Here is a 20,949-nt window from a genome sequence, read left to right on the forward strand (position 1 = left end):
GGCCATTTATGCACCAGGGAGGCATAACGGCTTTCATGCTCGTGGACATCGTTCCCGTCGGGGAGGTGCCGGCCCGGGTCAAACGGGAGGCCTCCAGCGCGCTGCGGTCGGTCTACGACTGTGAAGTGACGGTACACGACGAGCAGTCGGTGCCGGCGAGCGGCTACGACGAGGGGCGCGACCAGTATCGCGCCGAGGACCTCATCGAGGTCGTAAGCCGGGTCGGAAGCGGCGAGAAGAACATCGGCATCACCGCGCGGGACCTCTTTTACCGCAGACGGAACTACGTCTTCGGGCTCGCCTACCTCAACGGGAACGGCTCGATCATCTCCACCTACCGGCTCCAGACGTCCTCGGACGGCGGCATCTCCTCGAAGCCGCAGACCGACGTCGTCGCCGACCGGGTCCGCAAGGAGGTCGTCCACGAGATCGGCCACACCCTCGGTCTGGAACACTGCGACAACAGCAAGTGCGTGATGTCCTTTTCGCCCACCGTCCGCGAGGTGGACCTCAAGGAGGAACACCTCTGTGGGTCCTGCTCGCGGAGCGTCCACTGACCGACGACGGAGTCGAAGACGCTCGCGGTCGGTCGAAGACGAGTCGAGGGATCGGAGCGTCCGTCGACCCGATCAGGCGGGGTCGATCGTCCGCTCGGTCCGTGACTCCGCGACGGCGAAGGTGAGCGTGCTCAACACGCCGAGAAGCGTCCCCGCCGCGAGCGCGAGCGCCAGATCGCCGAGCGTGAAGGTCGTGAGCCCCGCGATCGGCGGGAGGAAGAAGCCGGAGAGGGCGTACAACACGACCGCGATGGCGACGACGTAAAAGGGGGCGTTGAGGTAGCGCCACCGGAACTCGCCGGCGAGGTACTCGTCCGTGATCTGGCCGAGGCTGGAGGTGATTCCCGCCACCGCGGCCCACTGGACGAACCCCTGGACGAAGGCCGCGAGCGCGGTTCCGACCGTGATTGGACCGCCGTCACCGACCGCGGACCGGACGATCTCGAGCGTCTCGTAGCCCTGCACGCCGCCGACCACGAGGAGGGCGAGCGCGACGACGTGGGTGATGAGCATCACGCGACCCGCGTACAGCACGTTTCGAGCGCGGTCGGCCGTGGCGTCGATCGTCGACTCGAGCCCGAGGCCGCGAAACAGCGAGTAGAGACCGAGCAGCGCGGAGATGAGTCCGAGGACCATCGCGCCGGCGATCTCGAAGAGGTTCGCGAGGACGACGAGCGGGTAGATGAGGAGCAGGATGCCGAGCGGCACGAGGATCGTCCCGCGGGTCTCCGGGTCGGCGAGGACCTGCTTGATCGTGTAGTACATCGACTCAAGGTTCTGTGCCTGCCGAACGACGACGCGTCTGACCCCGTCGATCGGCATTCGCGAGCGGATCACGGGCAACACGGACTCGTCCTGCGCGCCGTCGGTGATGATCACGGCGCGGATCTCGTCGCTCGCCGACAGCTCCGCGAGCACGCGGTCGATCTCCTCGCCGACCTTTCGGTTGGCCTGCACGTCGGATCCGTCGACGCCGGTGACGGCGGCGATCTCGACCTCCTGGTCGCTCGTCCCCGACAGCTCCTCGTGGACGTTGATCCCCTGAAACAGGACGTTGACGTCGGAGTCCTCCGGGTCGACCGTCGCGAGATCCACGGCCGCCGCGGTCACCGCCTCGCGTCCGATGACCGGGGTCTCGCGGCCGGTCTTGCGACCGAGGTCGTCGTCGAGGTCGACACAGAGGACGAGCAGCATCGAGCGGGGCTACGCCACGGTCGGGCATATGCTTTCGGTCGCCGGCGGGCCGAAGAGTCCGGGAACGCGGGTGGAGACGGACCGGGGACGACGAACGAGCACACACTCGCTCGGACGGGCGGTCATTCGTTCGCGTGTTCGATCGCGTTCATCATCCGGCGCACGTTCTCGCCGTCGCCGAACGAGTCGGGATAGGCGGCCACCGGGACGACGAAGTCGCCGCCGGTCCCCACCGGATCGGCGACGTGAAGCTCCAGGTCGATCGAGATGTCGGTTCCCTGGACGTTCCCCTGGGCGGTGTAGACGACGACGGTCGCGTCGGTACCGAGGATGGACGTCGTGTACTCGGAGCCGCGCTCGGGGTCGGACGCGTCGTCGTATCGCGAGAGAACGACCTCGGCGAGTTCCGCGTTGTCCATGTCGGCGATCGGGTTGTAGGAGCGACCCAGAAGCTCGACGCGGGGCGTCGCGAGGGTCACGAAGACGGCCGCCTGATAGCGCTCGCCGAACAGATCGACGGCCTTGTCGTACTCGGCGACCCGGTTTTTCACCCGCACCGTACGCGTTCCGCCGGGGACGTCGACTTCGTGGGTCCGCGTCTCGGTCGTGACGTCGTTGAGCTCGTAGTCGGTCTCGGAGAGCGCGGCGTCGGCGACGGTCGCGGTGCCGGCCTCGAACTCGACCACCTCGCCGCGAGCGACGTCGAAGGTGGTACAGCCCGCGAGCCCGGCCATCCCGACCGCCCCGCCCGCGAGGAGGAACCGACGGCGAGAGGTTCCGCCGGAACGGTTCGAACGCCGATCGGAGTCGATCCGGGCGTCGTCGCGATCGGCAGAGGCGTCGTCGGGGTCGACCGAGGCGCCCTCGCGGTCGGTCGAAGCGTCCTCGCGGTCGATCGACGAATCGTGGCGGTCACTCATGAGGAGAGGCTTCCCCGTGGGAAGGTACATGCTTTGTGGGACGGGAAACGGACCGAGACGATGAGGACCCGTTCCGGAATTCCGGCCGCGACATCCGTTCGAGAGGGCGTGACACGCCGGAACGACGCTCCGCACGCTTTTTGAGTCCGGAGGCGGTAGTGTTCCGTAGATGATATCGAAGGGCTGTGAACAGTGCGCCAAGGGCGGGAAGATGGTGCTTTTCGTCTACGGCTACTGCGACCAGCGGGACTGCTTCTACTGTCCCCTCGGCGAGAACCGCAAGAACGTCACCGACGTCTACGCCAACGAGCGGCGCGTCGAGTCCGACGAGGACGTCATCGCCGAGGCCAAGCGGATGAGCGCGCTCGGGACCTCCATCACCGGCGGCGAGCCCCAGGAGGCCTTGGAGCGGACCTGCCGGTACCTCGAGCTCCTCAAAGACGAGTTCGGCGAGGACCACCACACTCACCTCTACACCGGGATCACGGGCGGTCGCGAGAACATGCGCCGGCTGAGCGAGGCGGGCCTCGACGAGATCCGATTTCACCCGCCGCTCGAGCTGTGGGGCGACATGCACGGCACCGAGTGGGAGGAGATCCTCCACGTCGCACGCGAGGAGGAGATCACTCCCGCCTTCGAGATCCCCGGGATCCGCGCGGAGCCCGAGTTCCTCGAGTTTCTGGACGAGGGGGCCGCGGAGTTCTGCAACGTCAACGAGTTCGAGATGTCCGACGGCAACTACCGGCGGATGCAGGAGGAGGGCTTCGAGCTGCAGGAGGGACACATGTCCGCCGTCGAGGGATCGAAGGACGACGCGATCCTCGAGGAGATGGCCTCCCACGAGAAGGTCTACTTCTGTACGAGCGTCTTCAAGGACGCCGCCCAACACCGCAACCGGCTGAAGCGGATGGCCCGGAACGTCCGTCGGGAGTTCGACGAGGTGACCGACGACGGCACGCTGGTCTACGGAAAGACGTACGCGTCCCCCGAGCGGTTCGAGGACCTCGGCGTCCCCGAGGAGTTCTACAGCGTCAAGTCGAACCACGTCGAGGTCGCCTGGTGGCTCCTCGAGGACATGATCGAGGACGACGACATCGAGGACGGCGAGATCGTCGAACAGTACCCGACCGTCGACGGGACCGTCGTCGAGCGGACTCCCGTCGCCTGAGGCTGGCCGTTCCTTTTGCCCGGGCGGATCCCCGTTCCCGCGAATCGCTATCGATCGGCGTCTTCCAGCAGCCGTGAGGCGTTCACGATCGACTCGAGGGTCACGTCGTGTTCGGCGAGCAGATCGCTCGCGCCCTCCTCGCGATCGACGACGACGAGCACGCGGTTCACCACGGCGCCGGCGTCCCGAAGCGCCTCGACCGCGTCGACGGCCGACCGTCCGGTCGTCGCGATGTCCTCGAGGACGATGACCTCCTCGCCCGCCTCGAGCCGCCCCTCGATCCGGTTCGCGGTGCCGTACTCCTTGGCCTTCTTGCGAGCGATGACGTAGGGGCGATCGAGTTCGGCGGCGGTCACCGCGACGAGCGGGACCGCGCCGAGGGCGACGCCCGCGAGCTTGGCGTCGGTGTCGGCGAGCCGGTCGGCGAAGGCCGCGGCGATGAGCCGGAGACACTCGGGGTCGGTCTCGAAGAGGTACTTGTCGACGTAGTACTCGCTCGTGCCGCCGTGCGAGAGCTCGAACTCGCCGAATCGAACGGCGTCGGCCTCCCGAAGCGCGTCGACGAGGGCTGCCGTGTCGTCGCGTCCGGCGGACGAATCCTCGGGATCGTTCATACCCGTGTGCTCGTCGCGGCGCGTATAAACCGGTCGGAACGGCACGCCCGAGACGGACGGCGTCGAACGGGGGTCGGTTCGCACCGAACGAAAGGTCTAAGTTAGTGGTACGCTATACCATACCGTGTATGTCGTCCGCACCCAGCACGAACGACGGCGTGTTCGACGAATTCCTCGAGGACCGCGGTCACGAAACCGACATCGTACGCTGGGAGCGATCGTATAACAAAAAGAAGTGTCCGGAGTGCGGCGGTCTCCACGACGAGTCCGCGCGCGAGTGTGGCGTCTGCGGCTGGACGCCGGCGGCTTGATCCCGGCAGTTTGACCCCGGCGACGGTTCGGCCCCGACGGGCCGTCCGAGACCGTCCCGGACCGGTCGCCCGAACGACTTCGATCGGACGGATCACGCGGGGGTTTTTAACCGATACCGAGCCACTTGGAAGCGATGGCTACGGGGAGACGACACGCGACGGTCGCCGAATCGAGGATCCGACGTATCGGTCGAAATCGGCCACGAAAACGGGCATACCGCCCGTTCGTCGAAGCGCGTGGAGCGGGTGGAGGACAACGCTTATGCGCGAAGTCGCCCTTCGGTGAGGTACCACCATGGGAGTGATCGAGGACGTCTACGCGGACCTCGAGGCCGACGTCGAACTCGAGGAGTTCGAGGCGGCCGTCGAGGACAAAGTCGAGCAGATGGGCGGCCTCGCGGACGAGGAGACGGCCGCGATGCTCATCGCCCACGAGCTTCGCGACGAGGAGGCCGAGACGATCGCCGACATCGAGCCGGGGATGGACGAGGTGAAATTCCTCGGAAAGGTCACCTCGATCGGCGAGATCAGGACCTTCGATCGCGACGACACGGAGGAGGACGGCCGGGTCTGTAACGTCGAGATCGCGGACGAGTCCGGCTCGGTCCGGGTCGCGCTGTGGGACGAGATGGCGACGGCCGCCCAAGAGCAGCTGGAGGTCGGCGACGTCCTCCGCGTGATGGGACGTCCAAAGGAGGGGTACAACGGGCTCGAGGTCAGCGCGAACAAGGTCGAGACGGACGAGGACGCCGAGGTCGACGTGCAGATCCTCGACACCTACCGGGTCGAGGATCTCACGCTCGGCGCCTCGGACGTGACCCTCGTCGGGAAGGTTCTCGATACCGACGCCGTTCGGACCTTCGATCGCGACGACGGCTCGGAGGGACGGGTCTCGAATCTCGTCCTCGGCGACGAGACCGGCCGCGTCCGCGTGACGCTTTGGGACGACCGGGCGGACCTCGCGGGGGAGTTCGACGCCGACGAGGTCGTCGAGGTCGTCGACGGCTACGTCCGCGAGCGGGACGGCTCCCTCGAGTTGCACGTCGGGTCCCGGGGATCGATCGAACGCGTCGAGGAGGACGTCGAATACGTCCCTGAGACGACCGACATCGCCGATCTGGAGATCGGCCGGACGGTCGACATCGCCGGCGGCGTGATAGAGACCGACCCGACACGGACCTTCGATCGCGACGACGGCTCGGAGGGGCAGGTTCGAAACGTCCGAATCAAGGACGAGACGGGCGAGATCCGCGTCGCGCTGTGGGGCGAGAAGGCCGACCGCGAGGTGGATCTGGCCGACGAGGTCGTCTTCACCGACGTGGAGATCCAGGAGGGATGGCAGGACGACCTCGAGGCGTCGGCGAACTGGCGGTCGACGGTCAGCGTCATCGAACGCGGCGACTCGCCGACCGCGGCCGGGAACCGCTCCGAGGGAGCCGCGCGCTCGAGCCCGTCGGATGCGTCGGGCCGATCCCCGGAGACGGGCCAAAGCGAGGGGCTCGGAGCCTTCGCCGACAACGGCGATGGCGTGGGTGAAAGCGCCACCGACAGCGATGGCGGGCCAGCCACGAACGGAGAGTCGTCGGGGGAGACGAACACGTCGGAGACCACGAAGACGCCGCAATCCCCGGAGGCGTCGGCGGACGGATCGCCCGGCGGCGCGACCGTGACGGCCGCCGCCGACGGCGCCGCGGTCGCCGAGAGCGTCGAGTTCACGGGAACGGTGGTTCAGGCCGGAAGCCCGGTGGTCCTCGACGACGGCGAGCGCACGAAGAGCGTGGAGACCGAGGCCGAACTCCGTCTCGGGGAGGAGATAACCGTCAGGGGAACCGAACGGGACGGCCGGATCGACGCCGACGAGGTCTTTTGAGGCCGGTTCGGAGCGCGATTCGGGACGGACGGCATCGTCGACGCGGATCCGGCTGGGGGACGGCTTGATGAGGCGGTTCGAAGAGGCGACTCGAGGAGAGCGGATATCGCTCCTCGTGGTCGGAGACGGCGGCTAACGGGCGCTAACGGAAAGCGTTATACCGGAAACGACCCCGAGTGTGTGTATGAGTGTCGAGTTGCCGTTCGCCCCGGTCGATCAGATCATCCGGCGGAACGCCGGCGACCTCAGGGTGAGCGCCGACGCGGCCGAGGCGCTCGCGCGCCGGGTGGAGGGACACGGCGCGTCGTTGGCCGAGGACGCGGCCGAGCACGCGACCGACGACGGGCGAAAGACGCTTATGGCCTCGGATTTCGGCGTCGAACAGGTCGTCGACCGCGAGGACCTCGTCTTGCCCGTGGCGCCGGTCGACCGGATCGCCAGGCTGGAGATCGACGACGGCTATCGGGTCGGCATGGACGCGCGGATCGCGCTCGCCGACGTTCTCGAGGACTACGCGGACAACGTCGCCGGCGCGGCGGCAACGCTCGCACGCCACGCGGATCGACGCACGATCCAGGCGGAAGACATCGAGACGTACTTCGCCCTCTTCGAGTGACATGCAGTTCGGATACAGCGAGGCCTGTCTGGAACACGACACCGGCGATCGACACCCCGAAAGCCCCGATCGCCTGCGAGCCATCCGCGAGGGACTCAAGCGGGAACACGGCGTCAGCTACGAGGAGGCCGCGCCCGCCGATCGCTCGGAGATCGAGGCCGTCCACGACGAGGAGTACGTAGAGGAGATCGAGGCGTTCTGTGCGGACGGCGGGGGGAACTGGGACCCCGACACCGTCGCCACGGCGGAAACCTTCGAGGCGGCCCTCACGTCCGCGGGGCTCGCGAGGTGGGCGGCGACGGAGGCGCTTTCGGGGTCGAACGGGCGTCGGACCCCGTTCGCGATCGGCCGTCCGCCGGGCCACCACGCGGTCGAGGACGACGCGATGGGGTTTTGTTTCTTCAACAACGCCGCCGTGGCCGCCCAGGCGATCATCGACGAGGGGGCGGCCGACCGCGTCGCGATCTTCGACTGGGACGTCCACCACGGAAACGGCACCCAGGACATCTTCTACGACCGGGACGACGTGTTCTACGCGTCCATCCACGAGCAGGGACTCTATCCGGGAACGGGGGCGATAGACGAGACGGGGACGGACGGCGCGGAGGGAACCACGCTGAACGTCCCTCTTTCCGCCGGTGCCGGCGATCCGGAGTACCAGTACGCGGTCGAGGAGACGCTTTCGCCCCTCCTCGAGCGGTTCGACCCGGAGCTCCTGTTCGTCTCGGCCGGCTTCGATGCCCACAGACACGACCCGATCTCGCGGATGCGCGTCTCGACGGAGGGATACGCGATGTTGACGGAGCAGGTTCGCGGGATCGCAGACCGCGTCGACGCCGGACTCGGGTTCGTCCTCGAGGGAGGATACGGCCTCGACACCCTCTCCGAGGGGGTCCGAACGGTCCACGAGACCTTCGACGGGCGCGATCCGATCGACGTCGAGGGAAAGATAAACGACTCGACTCGAGTGCTCGTCGACGACGTCAAAACGCAGTTCGACCTGTAGTCCGTCCCGTCACGGTCTCGGGTCGAAATACGACCGAAGCTCCGGACCGAACCCGTCTGCGAGGGTCGCCGTCTCGGCGCCGACGAGAACGTCCCGCTGCGACAGCGCGTCCGCGACGTGCGTCCCGAGACCGACGTCGAATATCGCGTCGCTCTCGAGGAACTCCGCGGCGCTCGTCACCTCGCGGTCGCGCTCGAGGACGTATCGATCGCCCTCGAGAAACGGACCGTAGGGCGGGCGCTCCTCGTCCGCGTAGGCCGCGTAAAATCCCTCGGCGTGTTCGCGGACCGCGACCGGCGGCCCCAGGTGTCTGGCGATCGAGGGGAGCGTCTCGACGAGCAGTTCGACGAACAGCACCGCCCGCCGGGGATCCGTTTCGGATCCGTCCTCGACCATCGCGGTCGATCGAAGCACCGGAAAGCCGTGATCCTCGAGCGCGCGGACGATCCCCGAACGCGACTTGCGAAGCTGCGGCCACAGCTGGTCGTCGACGAGGGAGGGCGCCTCGAAGACGACCGCCACGGGGGTCGTCCCGCGGCGCCGAAGGTGGTCGCGGACGCCATCCGAATCGAGCGGTTCGCGATCGGGCGGGAAGAAGACCTCCGTACGCGGCGTCTCGAGGAGGTCGCGCGCGTGGTGTTGGACTCGCGCGAGGTTTTCGGCCGAACAGACGGCGGCGACGTTCCGTTCCGGATCGGTCGGATCGATGACGACGAGCGGGTCGTCGAAGGCGGTCGCCGCGTGCGTCTCCGGATCGATCGTGATCGGCGGGCTCCAGTCCGCCGCCGCACGAAGCAGGGGCGCGAAGCCGCCGAACTCCACGACAAGCAGTTCGGTGAGATAGCCCGAGAAGCCGCGGGTCTTCAGGTCGCTGCCGTAGGCGCCGATGCCCTTGAGGAAGCGTTTCGCCAGCAGGACCTCCTCGGCCAGCGTCGGTGTGAGCCGCTCGGAGAGGTAGGCGTCATGAAAGGGGGTCCGATCGACGGCCGAGCGGATCTCGGTCGCATCCGAAACGGCATAACACGGGACGAGATCCACCTCGAAGCCGTCGACGGTCCCCTTGACGTAGGGGTGTTCGGCGTACTCCTCGTGGCCGTCGGGCAGAACGGCGTGGCCGATCGCCAGGCCGTACCGTTCGAGCTCCGATCGCGGGAGGTCGGTGGGAAAGCGAACGAAGAGGTCGATGTCACGATCGCCCGCGAGCCAGGTTCCCCGTGCCGTCGAGCCGACGCGAACGATGTCGACGTCGTCTTCGATGTCCGGATCCATCGCGAGATCGGAGAGCGCCTCGTGGACCCGATCGACGAGCCGTCCCGAGGTCGCCTCCAGCCGCTCGCGCTCGTCGGGTCCCGGTTTGACGCGGTCGAGAACCGACTCGCGGACCGCATCGAGCTCGCTCATGGGGACGGGTTCAGCGGGTCGACCCGAAAGGATGTCGGTCGAAAGCGGCGGGGCCGTGGCCGTCGACCTCGAGCGCGTCGATCGGTCGCGTCCGACGAACCGAGAACCCCGCCGTCGGGCGAAAACGAAAGCCCTATCAAAAGCAGCCGAATACCATAGGGTGCACGCCGAAGTAGCTCAGTTGGTAGAGCGCCTCGCTGTTAGGACGACCGGCTCGCCCGCTCGTCGCAGATACGAGGCGGTCCCAGGTTCGAGTCCTGGCTTCGGCGCCTCCTTCGTTTCGACGCCGACCCGGAAGCGACGCCGTCGGGCGTCCCGACGTCGAAACCGGCCGAACCCGATACGCTAAAGGGTCGCGCCGAGAGACCACCTCGTGAGGGCCCTTAGCTTAGTCCGGCTTAAAGCGACTCGCTCATAACGAGTTGAGCGCTGGTTCAAATCCGGCAGGGCCCATCCAGCGGACGAACGGGCTCTCGAGAATGTCGACGATCGCTCCCCGAGCCATCGGTATCGCGAACCGGCGGGCGATCCTATAAGGCGCCGCCCCACGAACCCGCCAGCATGGACCCGATCAACGTCACGGCCGACGCCGAGGAGTTCACCTGCAACGCCTATCTGGTTCCGGGCGAGGTGACGACCCTCGTCGACGCCGGAACAATGCCCGGCGTCGAGGACGTCATCGCGGAGCACGTGGAGGCGCTCGACCGCGTGGTGGTGACCCACCAGCACACGGACCACGTGGCGGAACTCGACGCGGTGCTCGACGCCTTCGACGCCGAACTCTACGCGTACGCGGAGCACCCTCGCCGCGACGTCGAACTGGTGGACGGATCGACGGTCGAGATCGGCGATGAGACCTGCGAGGTGGTCTACACCCCGGGTCACGCGTCCGATCACGTCTCGTTCGTCGGCGACGAGCGCCTCTACAGCGGCGACGTGGTGGTCTACAACGACGGAGCGTTCGAGGACGGATCGTTCGGCCGCACGGACATGGCGGGCCAGTCGCGCGAGCGGCTCATCGAGAGCCTGGAGGACCTCCTCGACCACCTGCCCGAGGGCGTCTCGGGAATGTACGCCGGCCACGGTGACGTCTACCGGCCGTCGGAAAACGAGGACGGCGTACGGGAGGTCATAGAGCGCGCGCTCGAGCGTGCGAAGCGGCGGCAGCCGAAATATCCCGAGTAGCCCTTGGGACCCGATCCGTCCGGAGACACGGCTCACCGGAAGACGCGTGATGGGGACGGAAGCGAACCCGACGATCTACGCCGCGCGGCGTTCCTTCGCCTTCGGGCGGAGGTTCCCGTAGCCGCACTTGCGGCATCGCTCGGCACGCTCGGAGTTGCGGGCGTTACAGCGCATGCACACCATCTTCTCGAGAAGTCGGTCCTCGGCGGCGTCGAACTTGGCCATACCGACACCAGAGCCGGCGTGCTGTAAAAGCTTGCGAGACGAACGCGCGCGGATCAGGCGCCGGCCTGCTCGATGGCGGCCTGGATGTCCTCCTTTTGTGTGACGCCGACGAACCGGTCGACGACCCCGTCGTCGGACTCGACGATGAGGGTGGGAAGCGAGCGCACCTGATACTGGTTGGCGACGTCCTGCTGTTCGTCGACGTCGATCTTCTCCAGCTCGAAGGCGTCGCCCAATTCCTCCTTGAGCTCGTCGAGGATCGGGTCCTGGGTCTTACACGGGCCACACCAGTCGGCGTGGAAATCGAGGAGTCGAACGGTCATTGCTCTACGCTCGGTTGTCGCGGCGAGCGGATAAGAGTTACCGACGCGGCCGACGTCGCCGACGATCGGCTCGGGATTACCGACGGAAGATCGCCAGTCGAAACGTTTAGGCGAGTGGACCGGCGAGTGGAACCATGAGCAGCGGACAGAACTCCGGCGGGCTGATGTCCAGCGCGGGGCTCGTTCGGTACTTCGACTCCGAGGACCGAAACGCGATCCTGATCGACCCGAAGACGGTCATCGCGTTCGCGGTGCTCTTCGGCGTGTTCGTCCAGATCATCTCGCTCACCGTGTGAGGACGGGACGTCCGAGGGAACCGAAGAGCGCGCACGCCGCGACGGATCGGCGCGCGTCCCGAAGAACGCGCACTTTTTCCGGACTGCACCCCCAGCTACGGGCATGAAGGCAGGCGTGATCGCCGTTCAGGGGGACGTCTCCGAGCACGCCGACGCGATCCGGCGCGTCGGCGCGCGACGCGGCGAGGAGACGACGGTCGTGGAGATCCGCGAGTCGGGAATCGTCCCGGAGTGTGACGTGTTGTTGGTCCCCGGCGGGGAGTCGACGACGATCTCCGGGCTCCTCCACCGGGAGGGCATCGCAGGGGAGATCCGATCACACGTCGCCGCGAACAAGCCGGTTCTCGCGACGTGTGCGGGGCTGATCGTGTGTTCGCGGGACGCCAAGGACGACCGCGTGGACACGCTTTCGGCGATCGACGTCAGCGTCGATCGGAACGCGTTCGGCCGCCAGCGCGACTCCTTCGAGGCCCCGCTCGACGTCGAGGGGCTCGAGGACCCGTTCCCCGCGGTGTTCATTCGGGCACCGGCGATCGACGAGGTGGGCGAGAGCGTCGAGGTGCTGGCCAGTTGGGACGGACGACCCGTCTGCGTTCGCGACGGACCGGTCGTGGGAAGCGCGTTCCACCCGGAACTCACCGACGATCCGCGGATCCACGAGCTCGCGTTCGCGCCCGAACGGGAGGTGGAGGCACGATGACGGACGAACCGACGGAACGACCGACGAGCGAGGCCGAAGCGGCAAGGGACGCCGATCCGGACGTTCTCGACGAGCTGTTCGAGACGATCGAGGATCGAAAGCGGGAGCTGCCGGAGGGATCCTACACGGCGTCGCTTTTCACCCACGAGAAGGGTGAAAACGCCGTCTTAGAGAAGATCGGCGAGGAGACGACGGAGGCGATCCTCGCCGCGAAGGACGACGACGACGAGGAGCTGCTGTATGAAAGCGGCGACCTCGTCTACCACCTGCTCGTGTTGTTGGCGATGAAGGACCTCGATCTCGAGGACCTCCGCGAGGAACTCGAGTCGCGGTTCGGCTAGCGGGCCGCAGGAACCACGGGCTCGGGGACGGACGGGCCGGTCCAACCACGAGGAACCCGTAGGTCAAAGCATACTTACCCCCAGCGCGGCGAGTGTTCCGTAATGAGTACCGAGACGGAAGAAACGAACGACGACCGTCGCAAATACGAGTTCCGGAAGGTGATAGAGGAACTCCAGGAGTACGAGGGCTCCGGAACCCAGCTCGTCACGATCTACATCCCCGAGGACAAACAGGTCGCCGACGTGGTGGCACACGTCACCCAGGAGCACAGCGAGGCGGCGAACATAAAGTCCAAACAGACGCGGACAAACGTCCAGGACGCGCTGACGAGCATCAAGGACCGCCTCCGGTATTACGACACCTTCCCGCCGGAGAACGGGATGGTCATCTTCTCGGGTGCGGTCGATTCGGGCGGCGGACGGACGGAGATGGTGACGAAGACCCTCGAGTCGCCGCCGGACCCCGTCGAGTCGTTCCGCTACCACTGCGATTCGGACTTCCTGACCGAGCCGTTAGAGCACATGCTCGCGGACAAGGGCCTCTTCGGGCTCATCGTCCTCGATCGCCGCGAGGCCAACGTCGGGTGGCTGAAGGGCAAACGCGTCGAGCCCGTCAAGTCCGCCTCCTCGCTCGTCCCGGGCAAACAGCGCAAGGGCGGACAGTCCGCCCAGCGGTTCGCCCGGCTTCGACTCGAGGCGATCGACAACTTCTACCAGGAGGTCGCGGAGATGGCCAACGACCTGTTCGTTCCCAAGCGCCACGAGCTCGACGGGATCCTCGTGGGGGGCCCCTCGCCGACGAAGGACGAGTTCCTCGACGGCGATTACCTCCACCACGAGCTGCAGGACAAGGTCCTCGGCAAGTTCGACGTCTCCTATACCGACGAGTCGGGACTCTACGACCTCGTCGACGCCGGCCAGGAGGCACTCTCCGATCAGGCGATCGTCGACGACAAAAACCAGATGGAGGAGTTCTTCGAGAACCTCCACACCGGCGAGCAGGCGACCTACGGGTTCGAACCGACCCGCCGGAACCTCGTGATGGGATCGGTCGACCGGCTGCTGCTCTCCGAGGATCTGCGGTCGGACGTCGTGATCTACGAGTGTCCGAACGGCCACGAGGAGTACGAGGTCGTCGACAGCCGTCACTCGACGCCCGACCACGAGTGTTCGGAGTGCGGCGAGGACGCGGAGATGCGGGAACGCGAGGACGTGATCGAACACCTGATGGAGATCGCGGACCAGCGCGGGACCGAGACGAAGTTCATCTCCACGGACTTCGAGAAGGGCGAGCAGTTCCAGGACGCCTTCGGCGGAATCGGCGGCATTCTGCGGTACTCGACCGGCGTCTGAGGCCGCACACGTCTCGGAAGGTCTGTACGTCTCAGAGATACTGCGCGAGTTGGCGAGCGCGGCGGTCGACGTCGAAGTGGGGATCCTCGAGTTCGTCTCCGAGTCGATCGAGAGCGAGCAGGACGTCGACGCCCTCGCGTTCGGCGTACTCCATCAGCTCGACGACCGCCGGACGGTTGACCGCGAGCGAATCGAGCTTGCCACAGGCCAACAGGAACGCGACGCCGCCGTTCCCGTCCGGGATCGCGTCGTTCACCGCGGAGGGATCGGCGGTCGGGTCGTGGTTCACGTCCGCCACGTCGCCAGCGGACGGGCGAACACACAGGCAGCCGGGACAGACCGCGACGACCGTTTCGGGGGCCGGATCGACGAACTCGCGCAGCTCGGGAGGCACGCGAACCGCGAGCGTCTCGCCGTCACAGTCGGGACAGTCCATGTCGGCGAGTGGATACGATGTGGGATAAAGGACCGCGATCGTGTAGCGGGACCGACTCGAACGACCCGGAGCCGGAGCGTCAGTCCGCGGAGACGGCTTCGGACGTCTCGGAGTCGGCTTTGGCCTCGGCTTCCGCCTCCTCCTCTTTTTCCTTCTTCGCTTTGATCTTCTTGAGCCGGAAGATCTCTTCGCGTTCCTGCTCCTCGAGCTTCTGTTCGATGTACTCCTGGTTCTCGTACAGCTGCGGGAGCAGCGTGAACTCGAGAGCGTTGACGCGGCGTTTGGTGGTCTCGATCTCCTCGAGCATCTTCTTCATCGCCGTCTCGACCTCCGCGGCGAGGATGATCGTCTCCAACAGCTCCTCGTAGGCGTCGGCCGCCTCGTCGATCCGCGCGGAGGAGCCGAGCAGACCGTACCCGCGCTCGTCGAGCGACTTCTTCACCTTCGAGGACTCGATCTGGGGGACCACGACGCCCATGATGTTCTTCGATCGCGTCGTGATCTCCGGGTGTTCCTTGAGCGCCGCGGCCGCGCCGCGGACCGCGACGTCGCCCTCCATCGCGCGGGCCATGTCGATCTTGCGTTGGGCGGTTTCGTAGTCGTCCGACAGGTCCGAGCGGACGTCCTGGGCCTGGTCGAGGATGTCCATGAACTCCATGATGAGGCCGTCGCGCTTCTGCTCGAGGGTGTCGTGTCCCCGCTCGGAGAGCTCGATGCGATCCTCGATCGCCATCAGGTTCTTCCGAGTGGGTTTGACGTCCTTGGCCATCTCTTGGGCGAACGTTGCTCCCCTAGGAGGTTAATAGTTGTCTGTTTGGCTCGTGTCGGGGGTCCGAGCGATGCGGACGGAGACACGAACCGCAGACTGGTGGAACGCGAAAACGAGCCGAGAACGGTCGAATCCGAAGGTGGAATCGAAACGAAGCGATCGGCGTCAGTCGGCCGCCTCGACGATCTTCCGCTCGGAGTCGTCCTCGCGGTAGTACTCCTCGATGAACTCCTCGTCGACGCGGTTGAGTTCGTCCTTCGGCAGCATCGAGAGGAGGTCCCAGCCGATCTCCAGGGTGTCCTCGAGATCGCGGTTCGTCTCGAAGCCCTGGTCGACGAACTCCGTCTCGAAGGCGTCCGCGAAGTCAAGGTACTTGTTGTCGCGGTCGGAGAGCGCCTCGCGACCGACGATGTTCACGAGGTCGCGCAGGTCCTCGCCCTCCGCGTATGCCGCGTACATCTGGTCGGAGACGTCGCCGTGGTCCTCGCGGGTGAGGCCCTCGCCGATGCCGTCGTCCATCAGCCGCGAGAGGCTGGGCAGGACGTTCACCGGGGGTTGCAGGCCCTGACTGTTGAGGTCGGGGTCGACGTAGATCTGGCCCTCGGTGATGTAGCCGGTCAGATCCGGGATCGGGTGGGTGTCGTCGTCGCCCGGCATCGTGAGGATCGGGATCTGCGTGACCGAACCCTCACGCCCCTCGATCCGGCCGGCACGCTCGTAGAGCTGTGCCAGGTCGGTGTACATGTATCCGGGATAGCCACGTCGCCCCGGAACCTCCTCGCGGGCGGCGCCGATCTCGCGGAGCGCCTCACAGTAGTTCGTCATGTCCGTGAGGATGACGAGGACGTGGTAGTCCTTCTCGAAGGCGAGGTACTCGGCGGTGGTGAGCACCATCCGCGGCGTGACCGTCCGCTCGACGGCGGGGTCGTCCGCGAGGTTCATGAAGACGACCGAACGCTCGAGTGCGCCGGTACGCTCGAAGTCCTGCATGAACTCGTTGGCCTCCTCCTGGGTGATGCCCATCGCGCCGAAGATGACGGCGAACTCCGAGCCCTCGTCGTCGTCGCCGTCCTCCTCCTCCTCGGGCACGCTCGCCTGGCGGGCGATCTGCATCGCGAGCTCGCTGTGGGGCTGGCCCGAACTCGAGAAGATGGGAAGCTTCTGTCCGCGAACGAGCGTGTTCATGCCGTCGATGGCGGAGACGCCCGTCTCGATGAACTCCTCGGGGTACTCCCGGGAGTAGGGATTGATCGCCGCGCCGACGATGTCCTGTCGCTCCTCGGGGACGATCTCCGGGCCGCCGTCGATCGGCCGACCGGAGCCGTCGAGCACCCGACCGAGGAGGTCCTCGGTGACGGGCATCTTCATGGTCTCGCCGAGGAAGCGAACCGACGCGTCCTGGTCGATGCCGGAGGTGCCCTCGAACACCTGGATGGCCACGAGGCCCTCCGAGGATTCGAGCACCTGACCGCGCAGCGTCTCCCCCTGTGCCGTCTCGATCTCGACGATCTCGTCGTATCCGATCGCCTCGTCGACCTCGGCGTACACGAGCGGGCCGCTGATCTCGGTGATCGTTTGGTATTCTTTCATGGTTAGTAGAGACTCCGGAGTTCCTCGGCGATGTCGGCTTTGAGCTCCTCGACGTACTCCTCGTAGTCCTCCTGGACGCCGATCCGGTTGATTCGGGGAGCGGACTCGATGTCGATGATCTCCTCGACCGGGACGCCGGCCTCCAGCGCGGAGAACGCCTCGTCGTTGAACGTCTCGATGGTCGTCAACATGAGGTAGGTCTTCTCCGGCGGACAGTAGGTGTCGACCGGGTGGAACGCGTTCTGCTGGAGGTAGGCCTCACGCAGGTAGCGTGCGACCTCCAGGGTGAGCTGCTGGTCGTCCGGCAGCGCGTCCTTGCCGACGAGCTGGACGATCTCCTGCAGCTCGGTCTCCTCGTCGAGGACGTCGACGGCCCACTGGCGCTTTTCGGGCCAGTCCTCCGAGACGTTCTCCTGGAACCAGGGGTCGAGCTGGTCTTTGTACAGCGAGTAGGACTCGTTCCAGTTGATCGACGGGAAGTGGCGGCGCTCCGCCAGGTCCGCATCGAGCGCCCAGAACGTCTTGACGATGCGAAGCGTGTTCTGGGTGACCGGCTCGGAGAAGTCGCCGCCGGGGGGGCTGACCGCGCCGATCGCGGAGACGGAGCCCTCGGTCCCGTTGACGTTCTCGAAGTAGCCGGCGCGCTCGTAGAACTGCGCGAGCCGGGCGGCGAGGTACGCGGGGTACCCCTCCTCGCCGGGCATCTCCTCGAGCCGCGAGGAGATCTCGCGCATGGCCTCGGCCCACCGCGAGGTGGAGTCGGCCATCAACGCGACGTCGTAGCCCATGTCCCGGTAGTACTCGGCGATGGTGATCCCCGTGTATATGCAGGACTCACGCGCCGCGACCGGCATGTTCGAGGTGTTGGCGATGAGCGAGGTCCGGGCCATGAGCGGGTTGCCGTTGGCCGGGTCCTCGAGCTCCGGGAAGTCCTCGATGACCTCGGTCATCTCGTTGCCGCGCTCGCCGCAGCCGACGTAGACGATGATGTCGGCGTCGGCGTACTTCGCGAGCTGGTGTTGGGTGACCGTCTTGCCGGACCCGAACGGACCCGGAATGGCGGCCGTCCCGCCCTTCGCGATCGGGAAGAGTCCGTCGAGGATGCGCTGGCCCGAAACGAGCGGCTGTCGGGGCGTGCGCTTCTCGACGGTGGGCCGCGCCTCGCGGACCGGCCACTCCTGTCGCATCGTGACCTCGACGCCGTTGTCGAGCTCGGCGACGGTCTCGGTCACGTCGAAGGAGCCGGCCTCGATGGAGACGACCTCCGCGGTCTCGCCCTCCTCGAGGGCGTCCGGCGGCACCATGACCTTGTGGTCGATGGTGACCGTCTCCTCGACGACTCCGACGACGTCGCCGCGGCCGACCTCGTCGCCCTCGTCGACGGCGGGTTCGAACTCCCACGTCTCCTCGAGGTCGATGCCGGGCGCGTCGACCCCGCGATCGAGGTACGGACTGCCCATCTTGCCCTCCAGGACGTCCAGGGGACGCTGGACGCCGTCGTAGATGGCGTCCAGCATTCCCGGACCCAGGTCGACCGACAGCGGCTCGCCCGTGTTCTCGACGGGCTCGCCGGGGCCGACCCCGGAGGTCTCCTCGTACACCTGAATGGTCGTGATGTTACCCTCGATCTCGATGACCTCGCCCATGAGGCCTTCCTCGCCCACGTAGACGACGTCGTTCATGCGGGCATCGAGGTCTCGGGCGCTCACGACCGGACCGCTCACGCTCTGGATGACACCGTGTTCGGTGGTCTCCGTTGTGTCTGCTTTGCTCATGTTAATCGTCCTCCTCCATCAGGTCGATCCCGATGGCTCGTTTGATCTGATCGCGCAGCCCGCCGCTTCCGGCGCCCGATGCGCCGAGCGTCACGAGGACGGGCTCGATGCTTCCCTCGACGCGCTCGCGAACGGGACGCGAGAGGTGCGAGAGGTCCTCCTCGTGCATCACGATGATGCCGACGCTCTCGTCCTCGAGGGTCCGCTCGACGGCGTCGTCGAGCGCCTCGTCCTTCTCGTCGTCCGGCACGTTCTCGAAGGCCCTGACGCCGGCCAGCCGGAATCCGGTCGTGAAGTCCGGACTGCCGATGACGGCGATCTCCTGGCTCATGTTATCACCAGCTCCTCCTCGATGTCCGCGTCGCTCAACCCGGCCTCCTTCCCGCGAGCGATCGCGCGGATGTTCTCCACCTCGCGCTCCTTGGCGAGGATGTAGGAGATGACCGGCGTGACCGAGACGGGGTGGATCGTCCCCAGCTGGTCGCCGTAGGCCAGAAGCGCCGCGTCGGTGGCGTGTTCGAACGCGATGAGGCTGTCGGCCTCCTCGAGCTCGCGAAGCGCGGGTCCGAGGTCGTCGCCGTACTGACTCTCGGCGACGTACTCGACGAGCTCGTCGAGGTCGCGGGCGAGCCGCGCCAGCGTGTCGCGATCGAAGAGGTCGCCCCCCTCGATGAAGTACTCCGCCGGATCGAGGTCGGCGCCAGAACGCGCGAGCCGGAGCGCGTTCCGGGCGTTTCGGAGGTCGATCTCGGCAGTCAAGAAGGACTCGTACTGGCGGGTCGGCTCGTCCCGACCGAGATCGGCGAGCAGGCGCTCGTAGAACGCCCGGTCGACCGCGTTCTCGAGGGGCACGAGCACGTCGGACTCCTCGTAGTCGGCGTAGGCGTCCTCGAGGGCCGGGCCGTAGATGGTGTCCTCGAGGACCTCCACGACGCCCTCGATCGATTCCGCTTCGAGGAGCCGCCGGATCCGACGGTCGTCGAACTCGCCCGCGCGGATGAGGTCGACCTCGACCGCCTCGGTCTCGGCGCCGGCGTAGATGCCGCGGATCACGGTCTTGACGTTCCAGGCGTCGAACTTCCGGAGGTAGCGGGCGATGAGCTCGTAGAGACGCCCTTCGCTCCACTCGAGGATCTCCTCGAATTGCTTGGCGAGGTTCCGGTTCAACGCGTACTCGATCAGGTCGACGCCGCCGTGGCGGCTGCCGAGCGCGTTGATCTCCGCCTCGTAGGTCGACTCCTCCATGAAGCGGGCGATCTCCGCCGGGCCCATCCGGGTGAGCTTGCGGTACTCCTCGTCGCTGTACAGCATGCCGCGGCGGGCGCGAACCCTCGCCACGACGTACTCCGGGTTCGAGCTGCCGACGGCACTCATTGGTCGAACAGTCGCTCCGAGAGGTTCTTCAACTCGTCGTCCCAGACGGTCTCCAGGACGGAGTCGAAGGTGTTGTTCACGCGAACGCGGGAGGTCTCGCTCTCGCCGACGACCCCGCCGAGACAGTCGACGTCCTCGCCGACCTCGGCGTCGCGGTCAGCGACCAGATCGGCGAGGAGGTCGGCATCGGCCGACCGGGTCGAGACGACCACGTCCTCCCCGTCGTCGAACTCCGCGAGGGTCGCATCCAGAAGCGTCTCGGTCAGATCGCGGCGTCGGTCCTCCTCGAGGGAGGCGATCGACTCCTCGACGCGGTCGCGAACGTCCTCGAGGACGTCGCGGCGAGCGGCGAGTCGCTCCTGTTTGGCCTCGAGCTTGGCGGACGAGAGCGCCTGTTCGCGCTCCCGTTCGATCTCGCGTTCGGCCTCCTCGAGCCGCTGTTCGCGGATGCGCTCGGCGTCGGCCTCCGCCTCGGAGACGATCTCCTCGGCCTCGGCCTCGGCGTTTTCACGGATCTCCTCCGCACGCGCGCGGGCCTCGTCTCGTATGTCCTCAACGACGGTGTCCAGACTCATTGTAAAAGGGGAAGTCGTTGTTACAGGAACAGGAAGACGACGACCAGTGCGAGGATAACGATGGTCTCAGGCAGCACCGTCAGAATGAGACCGTTAACGAACAGGTCTTCGTCCTCAGCCATCGCGCCGACGGCGGCGGAACCGATACCGCGTTCCGCATAGCCCGCACCGAGCGCCGCGAGCCCGACCGCGAGCGCGGCGGCGGCCGCCGGGTTCGTGAGCGTGCCCTGACCTTCCTGCAGTACGACGTTCCCGAGTTCGCTGGTAGCTTCAAACATTGGTAGTAGTTGCGGTTGCTCGTCTCCGAACAGTTGGTGTTCTCCCTACTGGAGACATAAAACTTCCCAAAA

At 66.6% G+C, this 20,949-nt stretch carries 25 protein-coding genes and 2 tRNA genes; 13 read left to right on the plus strand and 14 right to left on the minus strand.

What is annotated here, in order from left to right:
- Positions 1-35 precede the first annotated feature (35 nt).
- Positions 36-557 (plus strand): archaemetzincin family Zn-dependent metalloprotease, encoded by a 522-nt coding sequence (locus tag ACZ5YD_RS08675; protein WP_379742430.1) that lies wholly within the window; start codon positions 36-38, stop codon positions 555-557.
- Between the two features lie 72 nt (positions 558-629).
- Here ACZ5YD_RS08675 and ACZ5YD_RS08680 read toward each other — a convergent pair whose 3' ends face one another.
- The gene (locus ACZ5YD_RS08680; protein ID WP_379742433.1) at positions 630-1,751 is read right to left on the minus strand and encodes a DUF373 family protein; all 1,122 of its coding nucleotides are present in this window, start codon (positions 1,749-1,751) and stop codon (positions 630-632) included.
- 122 nt (positions 1,752-1,873) lie between these two features.
- Positions 1,874-2,671 carry a DUF6517 family protein gene (locus ACZ5YD_RS08685; RefSeq protein ID WP_379742436.1) on the minus strand — a complete coding sequence of 266 codons (798 nt, stop codon included), beginning with the start codon at positions 2,669-2,671 and terminating at the stop codon, positions 1,874-1,876.
- Positions 2,672-2,840: 169 nt separating this feature from the next.
- On the opposite strand from ACZ5YD_RS08685, the gene ACZ5YD_RS08690 reads away from it, so the two are divergent.
- Positions 2,841-3,839 carry a radical SAM protein gene (locus ACZ5YD_RS08690; protein ID WP_379742439.1) on the plus strand — a complete coding sequence of 333 codons (999 nt, stop codon included), beginning with the start codon at positions 2,841-2,843 and terminating at the stop codon, positions 3,837-3,839.
- A 47-nt stretch (positions 3,840-3,886) separates the two neighbouring features.
- On the opposite strand, the gene pyrE is transcribed toward ACZ5YD_RS08690, so the two are convergent.
- Positions 3,887-4,453 carry an orotate phosphoribosyltransferase gene (gene pyrE, locus ACZ5YD_RS08695; RefSeq protein ID WP_379742442.1) on the minus strand — a complete coding sequence of 189 codons (567 nt, stop codon included), beginning with the start codon at positions 4,451-4,453 and terminating at the stop codon, positions 3,887-3,889.
- A 128-nt stretch (positions 4,454-4,581) separates the two neighbouring features.
- Between pyrE and ACZ5YD_RS08700 the strand changes: the two genes are divergently transcribed.
- The 4 genes from ACZ5YD_RS08700 to ACZ5YD_RS08715 all read left to right on the plus strand — a co-directional run bounded on the left by ACZ5YD_RS08700 (position 4,582) and on the right by ACZ5YD_RS08715 (position 8,256).
- The gene (locus ACZ5YD_RS08700; protein ID WP_379742445.1) at positions 4,582-4,764 is read left to right on the plus strand and encodes an HVO_0416 family zinc finger protein; all 183 of its coding nucleotides are present in this window, start codon (positions 4,582-4,584) and stop codon (positions 4,762-4,764) included.
- Positions 4,765-5,059: 295 nt separating this feature from the next.
- Entirely contained in the window at positions 5,060-6,634 is a 1,575-nt protein-coding gene (locus tag ACZ5YD_RS08705) for a single-stranded DNA binding protein (protein ID WP_379742448.1), read from the plus strand.
- A gap of 184 nt (positions 6,635-6,818) precedes the next feature.
- On the plus strand, positions 6,819-7,250 hold the full coding sequence (locus tag ACZ5YD_RS08710) for a histone (RefSeq protein ID WP_379742451.1): 432 nt from the start codon (positions 6,819-6,821) through the stop codon (positions 7,248-7,250).
- A gap of 1 nt (position 7,251) precedes the next feature.
- A complete protein-coding gene (locus ACZ5YD_RS08715; RefSeq protein ID WP_379742454.1) occupies positions 7,252-8,256 on the plus strand; it encodes a histone deacetylase family protein in 1,005 nt (334 codons plus the stop codon).
- 9 nt (positions 8,257-8,265) lie between these two features.
- Here the strand turns inward: ACZ5YD_RS08715 and cca are convergent, their stop codons facing one another.
- Positions 8,266-9,657, minus strand: a complete 1,392-nt coding sequence (gene cca, locus ACZ5YD_RS08720) for a CCA tRNA nucleotidyltransferase (RefSeq protein WP_379742457.1) — start codon at positions 9,655-9,657, stop codon at positions 8,266-8,268.
- A 166-nt stretch (positions 9,658-9,823) separates the two neighbouring features.
- On the opposite strand from cca, the gene ACZ5YD_RS08725 reads away from it, so the two are divergent.
- From ACZ5YD_RS08725 to ACZ5YD_RS08735, 3 genes are all read left to right on the plus strand, one after another.
- Positions 9,824-9,926 (plus strand) — tRNA-Asn (locus ACZ5YD_RS08725).
- A 108-nt stretch (positions 9,927-10,034) separates the two neighbouring features.
- Positions 10,035-10,110: transfer RNA gene (locus ACZ5YD_RS08730), tRNA-Ile, on the plus strand.
- Between the two features lie 108 nt (positions 10,111-10,218).
- On the plus strand, positions 10,219-10,842 hold the full coding sequence (locus ACZ5YD_RS08735) for an MBL fold metallo-hydrolase (protein WP_379742460.1): 624 nt from the start codon (positions 10,219-10,221) through the stop codon (positions 10,840-10,842).
- 75 nt (positions 10,843-10,917) lie between these two features.
- Here the strand turns inward: ACZ5YD_RS08735 and ACZ5YD_RS08740 are convergent, their stop codons facing one another.
- Entirely contained in the window at positions 10,918-11,067 is a 150-nt protein-coding gene (locus tag ACZ5YD_RS08740; protein WP_379742463.1) for a 50S ribosomal protein L40e, read from the minus strand.
- Positions 11,068-11,120: 53 nt separating this feature from the next.
- Positions 11,121-11,390, minus strand: coding sequence for a thioredoxin family protein (locus ACZ5YD_RS08745; RefSeq protein ID WP_379742466.1), 270 nt, complete (start codon positions 11,388-11,390; stop codon positions 11,121-11,123).
- Between the two features lie 134 nt (positions 11,391-11,524).
- Here ACZ5YD_RS08745 and ACZ5YD_RS08750 point away from each other — a divergent pair, with 134 nt between their 5' ends.
- The 4 genes from ACZ5YD_RS08750 to prf1 all read left to right on the plus strand — a co-directional run bounded on the left by ACZ5YD_RS08750 (position 11,525) and on the right by prf1 (position 14,080).
- Positions 11,525-11,686: a preprotein translocase subunit Sec61beta gene (locus ACZ5YD_RS08750; RefSeq protein ID WP_379742469.1), complete on the plus strand. Its 162-nt coding sequence runs from the start codon at positions 11,525-11,527 to the stop codon at positions 11,684-11,686.
- Between the two features lie 103 nt (positions 11,687-11,789).
- A complete protein-coding gene (gene pdxT, locus ACZ5YD_RS08755) occupies positions 11,790-12,386 on the plus strand; it encodes a pyridoxal 5'-phosphate synthase glutaminase subunit PdxT (protein WP_379742472.1) in 597 nt (198 codons plus the stop codon).
- Positions 12,383-12,727 (plus strand): phosphoribosyl-ATP diphosphatase, encoded by a 345-nt coding sequence (gene hisE / locus ACZ5YD_RS08760; protein ID WP_379742475.1) that lies wholly within the window; start codon positions 12,383-12,385, stop codon positions 12,725-12,727. Before pdxT ends, hisE begins: the two co-directional genes overlap by 4 nt.
- Positions 12,728-12,829: 102 nt before the next feature.
- Complete coding sequence (gene prf1, locus ACZ5YD_RS08765; RefSeq protein ID WP_379742478.1) at positions 12,830-14,080, plus strand: peptide chain release factor aRF-1; 1,251 nt, start codon at positions 12,830-12,832, stop codon at positions 14,078-14,080.
- Between the two features lie 31 nt (positions 14,081-14,111).
- On the opposite strand, the gene ACZ5YD_RS08770 is transcribed toward prf1, so the two are convergent.
- The 8 genes from ACZ5YD_RS08770 to ACZ5YD_RS08805 all read right to left on the minus strand — a co-directional run bounded on the left by ACZ5YD_RS08770 (position 14,112) and on the right by ACZ5YD_RS08805 (position 20,877).
- Positions 14,112-14,516, minus strand: a complete 405-nt coding sequence (locus ACZ5YD_RS08770) for a DUF6276 family protein (RefSeq protein WP_379742481.1) — start codon at positions 14,514-14,516, stop codon at positions 14,112-14,114.
- Between the two features lie 79 nt (positions 14,517-14,595).
- Entirely contained in the window at positions 14,596-15,285 is a 690-nt protein-coding gene (locus tag ACZ5YD_RS08775; protein WP_379742483.1) for a V-type ATP synthase subunit D, read from the minus strand.
- A 165-nt stretch (positions 15,286-15,450) separates the two neighbouring features.
- Complete coding sequence (locus tag ACZ5YD_RS08780; RefSeq protein WP_379742486.1) at positions 15,451-16,875, minus strand: V-type ATP synthase subunit B; 1,425 nt, start codon at positions 16,873-16,875, stop codon at positions 15,451-15,453.
- A 2-nt stretch (positions 16,876-16,877) separates the two neighbouring features.
- Complete coding sequence (locus ACZ5YD_RS08785) at positions 16,878-18,650, minus strand: ATP synthase subunit A (RefSeq protein WP_379742489.1); 1,773 nt, start codon at positions 18,648-18,650, stop codon at positions 16,878-16,880.
- A gap of 1 nt (position 18,651) precedes the next feature.
- Positions 18,652-18,981: a V-type ATP synthase subunit F gene (locus tag ACZ5YD_RS08790; protein ID WP_379742492.1), complete on the minus strand. Its 330-nt coding sequence runs from the start codon at positions 18,979-18,981 to the stop codon at positions 18,652-18,654.
- On the minus strand, positions 18,978-20,024 hold the full coding sequence (locus ACZ5YD_RS08795) for a V-type ATP synthase subunit C (protein WP_379742495.1): 1,047 nt from the start codon (positions 20,022-20,024) through the stop codon (positions 18,978-18,980). Before ACZ5YD_RS08795 ends, ACZ5YD_RS08790 begins: the two co-directional genes overlap by 4 nt.
- A complete protein-coding gene (locus ACZ5YD_RS08800; protein WP_379742498.1) occupies positions 20,021-20,599 on the minus strand; it encodes a V-type ATP synthase subunit E in 579 nt (192 codons plus the stop codon). Before ACZ5YD_RS08800 ends, ACZ5YD_RS08795 begins: the two co-directional genes overlap by 4 nt.
- Before the next feature lie 20 nt (positions 20,600-20,619).
- On the minus strand, positions 20,620-20,877 hold the full coding sequence (locus ACZ5YD_RS08805) for a hypothetical protein (protein WP_379742501.1): 258 nt from the start codon (positions 20,875-20,877) through the stop codon (positions 20,620-20,622).
- Positions 20,878-20,949 lie beyond the last annotated feature (72 nt).

This window comes from Halopenitus salinus, from assembly GCF_055397165.1.